The organism is Blautia sp. HCP3S3_B11 (genome assembly GCF_052064435.1).
Classification (GTDB): Bacteria; Bacillota; Clostridia; order Lachnospirales; family Lachnospiraceae; genus Blautia_A.
In genome coordinates this window covers 1-6,228 of sequence record NZ_JBQHVP010000041.1, presented here as the reverse complement: position 1 = coordinate 6,228, position 6,228 = coordinate 1, and the positions used below count along the sequence as shown (strand labels likewise).

At 37.7% G+C, this 6,228-nt stretch carries 6 protein-coding genes; 3 read left to right on the top strand and 3 right to left on the bottom strand.

Features of this window, described 5'->3' with window-relative positions:
• Positions 1–64: 64 nt before the first annotated feature.
• Both ACTNC0_RS18060 and ACTNC0_RS18055 read right to left on the bottom strand, forming a co-directional pair.
• Positions 65–235, bottom strand: coding sequence for a hypothetical protein (locus tag ACTNC0_RS18060; protein WP_441088467.1), 171 nt, complete (start codon positions 233–235; stop codon positions 65–67).
• A complete protein-coding gene (locus ACTNC0_RS18055) occupies positions 199–549 on the bottom strand; it encodes a plasmid mobilization protein (protein ID WP_441038293.1) in 351 nt (116 codons plus the stop codon). The genes ACTNC0_RS18060 and ACTNC0_RS18055 overlap by 37 nt, the downstream gene beginning before the upstream one ends.
• A 174-nt stretch (positions 550–723) precedes the next feature.
• Between ACTNC0_RS18055 and ACTNC0_RS18050 the strand changes: the two genes are divergently transcribed.
• Positions 724–2,181, top strand: coding sequence for a DDE-type integrase/transposase/recombinase (locus ACTNC0_RS18050; protein ID WP_441088466.1), 1,458 nt, complete (start codon positions 724–726; stop codon positions 2,179–2,181).
• A gap of 534 nt (positions 2,182–2,715) precedes the next feature.
• Positions 2,716–3,114 (top strand): cytidine deaminase family protein, encoded by a 399-nt coding sequence (locus ACTNC0_RS18045; protein WP_441018998.1) that lies wholly within the window; start codon positions 2,716–2,718, stop codon positions 3,112–3,114.
• Positions 3,115–3,412: 298 nt separating this feature from the next.
• Here the strand turns inward: ACTNC0_RS18045 and ACTNC0_RS18040 are convergent, their stop codons facing one another.
• On the bottom strand, positions 3,413–3,745 hold the full coding sequence (locus ACTNC0_RS18040) for a replication initiator protein A (RefSeq protein ID WP_311736401.1): 333 nt from the start codon (positions 3,743–3,745) through the stop codon (positions 3,413–3,415).
• A gap of 1,174 nt (positions 3,746–4,919) precedes the next feature.
• Between ACTNC0_RS18040 and ACTNC0_RS18035 the strand changes: the two genes are divergently transcribed.
• Positions 4,920–6,035, top strand: coding sequence for a 23S rRNA (adenine(2503)-C(2))-methyltransferase RlmN (locus ACTNC0_RS18035; RefSeq protein WP_209345890.1), 1,116 nt, complete (start codon positions 4,920–4,922; stop codon positions 6,033–6,035).
• Positions 6,036–6,228: the final 193 nt, after the last annotated feature.

Here is a 6,228-nt window from a genome sequence, read left to right as displayed (position 1 = left end):
CTTCAAAACCTGTAAGTCCATGCTCAACCTGATTGGAGAGTGTCACAGTTTATCTTATGATGCACTAACTGCTCACGTAGCAATTGTGTTTTCTGTCTTCCTGAATCGGATAGCCGAGAATAATATCTCTCAGCACCTGCTCCTTTGTAAAAAAGCTACGCTCTGTCAAACGGCTGATTTTGTTATACTGCTCTTCACTTACTCTAACTGCGATTCTTCTCGCTCTTGTACGCACTGTGCCACCTCCTTTGCTTTTATGATTTCGGGCATAATTTCATTTGTGCTTTTAAGAACCTCACGAAGCATTACTGTATCAAGCATTTTTATTTGCCACACTCTTTTTGAGACAATGCTCAGCTTGTCACATATGGGCTCAAGCAGATTGATATATTTCTCATAGTCCATATCCAATGTGGGCTTCATTTTTGCATTATCAATCTGATGTCTGATATACCGTGACATGCTCATATTTGCTCTTTCGGCATCCTTTGTGAGCATTGAAAATTCTTTCTCATTAAGATACAAAAATATTGTTTTTGTCAGCTTCATTTTTTTCACCTCCTGTCTTTCGGGGGTAGTGTCAAAAACTACCTGTTTTTTTGTTTCAAAATCTTATAAAAACCTTGATTTTAAGGGAAATCTGCAATAAAAAGAGCATTGACCTCCCTTTTCGTGTATAATGAGTTCACCACAAATCCATTACCTCGAAAGGAGCCAATGCTCATGGACATTATACAATACTTACTCTCAATTATTCAATATCTTTACCAGCAAAACTGCTGGCTTCTCAACTTTATCTGCAGATACATTCCTCTTAAGCAATGGGCTTTTGATGATTCCCATTCTCCCAAATACCAAAAGTTCAAGATTGATGAACTCCCTCTGATCACCGACTTCCGCCAGGACTGGACTTACAAGGATCTAATCCCTTACTACGAAAAACGTTATGGTAAGAAGATTCGCCCTGTCATCCGCCGATCAGAATGTAATATTCCTGATGACTGCACCTGCCCCCGCTGCAATGCACCGAAACCATTCCTATACAAAAACAACGGTTCCAAAGGTCAGCTGCTCTGTAAGGTCTGCGATGCAAGGTTCTCCCCGGATGCAAGTCGATTCTCCTCTGTGAAACTACGCTGTCCGCACTGTGGCAATACTCTAGTCCCAAAGAAAGACCGCAAGCACTTTATCGTCCATAAGTGTGTCAATCCCAAATGCCCTTACTATCTCCACAACCTCAAAAAAGTGGATAAGGAAGATCTAAAAGAGGATTACGGCAAAAATAAATATAAGCTCCACTATATCTACCGTGAGTTCACGATGGATTTTTTCAGCATGGATTTGTCTACCCTGCCAAAGAATGCCTCTTCCTTGAAATTCAGCAAGCACAACGCGCATGTCATGTCCTTATGTCTGACTCTTCATGTTAACCTCGGTCTTTCCCTGCGCAAAACTTCTCAGGCTCTCAAAGACCTATATAACATCAGCATCTCCCATCAGCAGATCGCCAACTACTGCAAGACTGCCGCCGTCTGCATCAAACCTTTTGTTGATCAGTATCCCTACGAAAAGGGGGATGTGTTCACAGCTGACGAAACCTACATAAAAATCCGTGGTATCAAGACCTACATCTGGCTCATCATGAATGCCGCCACCCGATCCATCATCGGCTACCAGGTTTCTGACAATCGTGGTGTCGGTCCCTGCATCCTCGCCATGCGTATGGCTTTTCAGAGGCTTGCAAAGCTTCCGGAAAACTTTAAATTTATCGCTGACGGATACAGCGCCTACCCACTTGCCGCAATGGAATTCGGAAAGAAGTTCGGAAAAGACTTTACATTCAAAATCACTCAGGTTATTGGACTTACCAACGACGATGCTGTTTCTACAGAACACCGACCATTCAAACAAATGATTGAACGGCTGAACCGCACCTATAAGGCTTCTTATCGTCACACAAATGGTTTTGACAACATCGACGGTGCCAACTACGACCTTGCTCTCTGGGTTGCTTACTATAACTTCCTTCGTCCGCACAAACACAATAAATACAAAGTTCTAAACGAAGTGGATCTGTTGCAAGGTGCTGACAACATGCCAGGTAAGTGGCAGCTTCTCATCTTCCTTGGCCAGCAGACCATCCTGAAACAACAACACGGTGAAGCCGTTAACTGTTCTTAGATTCCGAGTCGGAAGGGAAAACAGCCACCGGAAGCCCTGCTTCCGGCTTTGCCCTTGATGGCACACCAAAACAATGCTACAATGCTGTGAATCAGACGGAGAAAACTAACTGTTCTTGAGTTCTTCGCCGTCGGTAGGACGTTCAGAGCATTGTTTTGGTGCGCCGTCAAGGGTGGCGTACACTACCAATCACTAACATATCTGCAATTTTCAAGGTTCATCTGAGCCTATTTTTATTACTCAGTTTTTTCATAGATTACTTGACACTACCCTTTCGGGTTTTAGGGGCAGTCCCTAACAAGTGGGATTTGTATGCACAAATCCAGTGCTTGCTAAGACTTATGCCACGCTTTTTTTGCTGTTTTTTCGGTTGGTTTACTAAAGCATTTTTTCACTTCCTTTACTTAAAAATTTTGCAAAAAAAAAATCCTCGTACTGAAACTTAAAGTACGAGGATATGTATTCAGGTTGATTTGTTTGGTGAGGTTGTGGTATAATTGTTTTATTAAATAAGAGTTTGACGAGGTAGGTATTATGTGGAACAAATTATATAATGCAGCGGTTAAAGTTCAAAACAGCCGAACGATTTCTCCATTTATAGATGCAGGTGGTGTAGTAGCAGCCATTCTTACAAAACAAGGAAATATTTATGTTGGAGTCTGTATTGATACTGCCTCGACACTCGGAATGTGCGCAGAAAGAAATGCTATTGCTAATATGATTACCAATGGTGAAAGTCAGATAGATAAGGTAGTTGCAGTGATGCCCGATGGCAGAGTTGGTTCTCCATGCGGTGCATGCCGGGAATATATGATGCAATTAGATAAAGATAGTGGAGAAATTGAAATTCTGCTCGACCTTGACAATCAGAAAACGGTTAAATTAAAAGATTTAATCCCTGATTGGTGGGGAACACATAAATTTACAGAATAATCGAGAAAACTCAATTAATTAAACTGAATATTTGACCTGCTCTCCTTGTGAGGGCAGTTTCTTTTTATCAAAATCGCCCCTAATAGCAATGGGAATGAGCATCACAAAAATGTTCCTGATTTTTATAAATATTTAACGAGCCGAAGAAGAAATGCGTTTGTCTTATCAGTTTTTCGCATTCAGCCTATACGCCATATATACTTAAAGTTACTACTAACTAAATTAAAGATATATTCTCTTTTCTCGGTTGGTATATAACTTTCAGTCTTACTCTGCTCAGTATTATTACTTGCGAGTTTTAAGGAGACTCAGCGCTTATTTTTGGCACAGTTAAAACATACAGCTTTGCAGGTTTGCCTTTACCCTGATATTTACGACGAAGCAGATTATGTTTTTCAAGCTCACGCTGTAACCTGGTTGCTTTATCGTGTCCGCAACCGAGCATTTCACTTGTCTCGGCAATGGTGTAAAAGATAAAGACCTCACCATTTTTATCACACCAACCGTTTATTGCGGATAACTGCATCCTGTCGAGCATTAATCCGTAAAGCAACTTTGCCTCTGCAGATAAATCCTTATACTCATCTGTAAACAGCACCTTCGGCATTTTGAAGAATGATTCATTATCCACAATCTTTCACGCTCCTTTTTGATACATAGTTGCAGGATATAACCACAGCTCTGAAACTCTGCTTACAGCTGTTGACACATCTTCTGCAAAGCTCGTTATAACAGATTCTGTTTCGTTCATTCAGAAACAGGCTCCATTCTGATTTTTTACTTTTTGTCATTCTAGGAATAACTATCACACTCCTTTTTTACTGTAGTTTTTTGGGTTGATTTTTGATGATTATTTCGTCTGTAATGAGTTTTATTTTGTTGGTATGGTAATTTCATTAACTACATATCAAAAGCCTCTTTTTTGCCGTTTCACCCGAAATAGTTCCTGCCCCGGAATCTCACCGCGGTGTTGCCTCGCTCATATCATCGCAAAGTCGTATCACTTTCGGACGGTCATTCAGTTGTCAAGATGCACGAGAGAAAATATCCCTCAAGGGGTGACTTTTAAAACACCGATTTTTGTACGTTTTTTCAAAACTTTTTTCAAAAAGTTGAAAGTTTGTAGCGTTGCACAAAAACGCCCTTCACTTGGTAGGCATTTTGAAAGCCTGAAAAAACGACTTTTTTTGAAACTTTTTTATTTTCGTTTAAATTGCACAACAAAAAAAGCCGTCACATAGACAGCACAAATAGCGGGAGGACATTTCATCCTCTCGCACAGTTTGCACTGAAACTATGTAACGGCTTAAACTTTAAGCTCTGATTGCCCGTATGTTACTAACCGAGTATCGGACTATACTTTTTCGGTCAGATAATATGTGTTGGCATGCAGCCAATAAGTAAAAAATATGTGTTTCAGTTTGTATTCAGTTGTAAGGCAAATACATTATTTACCAATTTACTATTATAAAGAACATTTGTTTATTTGTCAATAACCTTCCCGAAAAAGAAAAGATGGTGTCGTTTTTTTCGATACCACCTAAAAAAATCAACAATTTAGAGTATGTGATTTAAACAGAAAATAATAATTCAGTTATCTTTCTACACAAGTTTTAGACAGCATTATTAAATTTCTTTCTGACAAATATTTTACATAAAAATTCGATACATATATTTTTAGAGTATTTTTAGTATTTTAAGTAAAATAGATATGTAGATTATTGATTTTTTGTTTTAGAAATGTTATTATAATAATGGTAGTTTATCGTATTTTGTAATTATATTTCTCGAAAGGTATTGATGATATGAAAAATAAAAACACAATAATTATCACTGAAGAAATGATAAATTCGGACCCATACGGTTATACATATAAAGAAATTTGTGATTGCGTTGGAGAAAAAAAAGCTCGATCGCTTATGCATGCCCTTTATAAGGAAAAGCCCCAAAAGAAATATCAAACAATGAGCATTAATGATATTTATAATGGCGGTGACACAAGAAAATACTCTTTCAAATTAAAGGATGGTTACTGCGTTGAAACTGTTTGCATAAAGAGAAAAACAGGTGTAACTGTATGTGTTAGTACAATGGTAGGATGTCCTGTCGGTTGTATTTTTTGTGCATCTGGAAGTAATGGATTTATAAGAAATTTAACTCCTTCCGAAATTGTGCAACAAGTAACATTACTGAAGGAAAAAGTCAACAGAATTGTATATATGGGAATGGGTGAACCATTTTTTAATTATGATAATGTAATTAAGTCAATTCATATACTAAGAGATAGAAATGGGCTTAATTTCCCCACAGATGGAATTAATATTTCGACAGTAGGTCCTTTAGAACAATTAAAAAAAATAAGAGAAGAACATCTGAAGATACAACTCACCCTCTCTCTTCATGCAACAAATCAAAGAACAAGAGATATAATTATACCTCACATGAAAGGTTATGACATAAATAAGATTGTTGAATCTGTTTTATCATATTCGGAAAGACATAACAGAAAAGTAACAATTGCTTATTTATTGATTCCTGGTCTAAATGATAAAGCAACTGATGTACGTCAATTAGGAAGATGGTTTCGTGAGAAAAATGTTTTGATAAATCTTTTGCAATATAATGATACCGCAAATTGCAATATTAACAGGCCAAACAAACAACAATTAGTTGCATTTAAATTGCGACTTGAAGCGGCTGGTTTAGAAGTAAAAATGAGAGAATCACGAGGTAATAACATCAAAGCTGCCTGCGGTCAGTTGGTTAGTAACACAAACGAGAAGAATAAGCAACACAATTCAATGGGGAAGGATTTAGGTTTTCACAATCGTTCAAAAAGCAAGAAAGAGAATCCTAAAAGCAAGCACAAAAATACATTTTCTAAAATTAAATCTCTGTCCGAGATAAGTATTGGTGAATAAAAATATTCCTATAGGTAGGATAATTATCGACAAAGAAATTTTCTCTGGAGTGGGAAAAGCAGACCAAAGTATGCTATAATGCAATAAAATAGTTATACAAACTTGAATTTGAGGAGGTGATAAGATGACAGCATATATGAGATTAAGATAATACCGCGAGTTGTGTTGCGGTACATCCGTATTACATAACTCG